A 1505-nucleotide genomic window follows, 5' to 3' on the forward strand; every position below is an offset into this window, starting at 1 on the left:
GATGTTGCTCGGCAAGAATTTCAGTGGGAGCCATTAAAGCGACTTGAGCACCCGACTCTACAACCTTTAAGGCTGCCAAGGCCGCAACGATGGTCTTACCTGAGCCGACATCGCCTTGTACCAATCGTAGCATGGGGAAGGCTTGGCCTAGGTCATGGTCGACGTCGCTGCACACTTTTTTTTGTGCACCGGTTAGTTCAAAGGGGAGCTGCTCAAGCAGTTGAGTGCCTAGCTGGCTATTATTCTGGCAAGGCAAGGCTTGGTGACTTTGTACGCCTTTGCGGAGTTTTAACAGACTTAAGTGATGCCCGAGTAATTCTTCAACAATAAGGCGTTGCTGACATAAATGCCGCCCTTCTAGCAAAGCGAGTTGGTCGGCTTCGGTTGGTGGAGCATGTAAGTAACTTAGTGCATGTTTAAGTTCCGGTAGCTGGTAGGCTTTTCGAATGCTAGGCGGCAGTAGATCGCGGACATCGCAGCGATCCAGCCAGCCAAGCGCTTGACGACAGATTGCACGGAGTCTTGCTTGTTGAATTCCTTCGGTTAAGGGATAAACCGGAGTTAAAGTTTCGGGTGCGGTATTCTTCTCGTCCCCTGTGATGATATTGTACTCAGGGTGATAGAATTCTATTCCCAGCTTTCCAAGCCTGGCCTCACCATAGCAACGCAGGTAGGTACCTTTTTGAAGTTGCCGGGCTTGAGCTGCGCTGAAGTGATAAAAACGCAGTGTAACGGTGCCGCTGGCGTCTTTTACTTTGACTTCTAGACTACGCCTTCTTCCATGAACGACTCTACTACCGAGCACTTCCACTTCAAACAAGCCTTGCATGCCGGGGCGAAGCGAGGCTGCAGAGTGAATACGAGTTCGGTCTTCGTAACGAAAAGGCAGGTGGAAGAGTAGGTCCTGCATGTTGTGAATATCGAGCTTGGAAAGTGTTTCAGCCAGTTTGGCGCCCACACCTTTTAACTGCGTAAGCTCTATTTCCTCCAGCGCTGCCATGCCGATTTAACCCTTTTGTGTGAGTGCAGGTACTTCCATGCATCTACGAATGTCTTTTAGAGTACTTCGTTTTATACTAGCGACAAATCATATAGAAAAGGCTTGGCGCTATGCAAGGTAAGAAGGTTTTGATAGTCGGTTGCGGTAAAATCGGTGGGCGCGTAGCGAAGAGGCTTTCAAGTGACTTTCAAGTTTTTGGTTTACGCCGAAGACCTCAAATGTCTCAGGATGACATTCATTATCTTGCTGCAGATGTTCGAGAGGCATCGAGTTTAGAAGAGGTGTTTTCACAAGTCCTGACTGATGGTGTTGATTACCTGATTTATTGCCTGACGCCTTCCCAGCGCACCGAACAGGCTTATCGTGATACCTATGTCACGGGTTTAGAAAACACGCTTACGATGCTTCCTAATCCGAAGCGCTTAAAGCGATTGATCTTTGTTCCAGTAGCAGTGTCTATCACCAGAATGATGATAGTTGGATAGATGAGCAAAGCCCTTGTGAA

The 1505-nt window shown here is 48.4% G+C and carries 2 protein-coding genes; one reads left to right on the plus strand and one right to left on the minus strand.

What is annotated here, in order from left to right:
* Positions 1–1000 (minus strand): DEAD/DEAH box helicase (locus A3763_RS19790; RefSeq protein WP_369823144.1); only part of this gene is annotated, 1000 nt, incomplete at its 3' end.
* A 110-nt stretch (positions 1001–1110) separates the two neighbouring features.
* Between A3763_RS19790 and A3763_RS19795 the strand changes: the two genes are divergently transcribed.
* Positions 1111–1485 carry a hypothetical protein gene (locus A3763_RS19795; RefSeq protein ID WP_068760387.1) on the plus strand — a complete coding sequence of 125 codons (375 nt, stop codon included), beginning with the start codon at positions 1111–1113 and terminating at the stop codon, positions 1483–1485.
* The last annotated feature ends 20 nt before the right edge of the window (positions 1486–1505 follow it).

The sequence above is a fragment of the Oleiphilus sp. HI0128 genome, assembly GCF_001635365.1.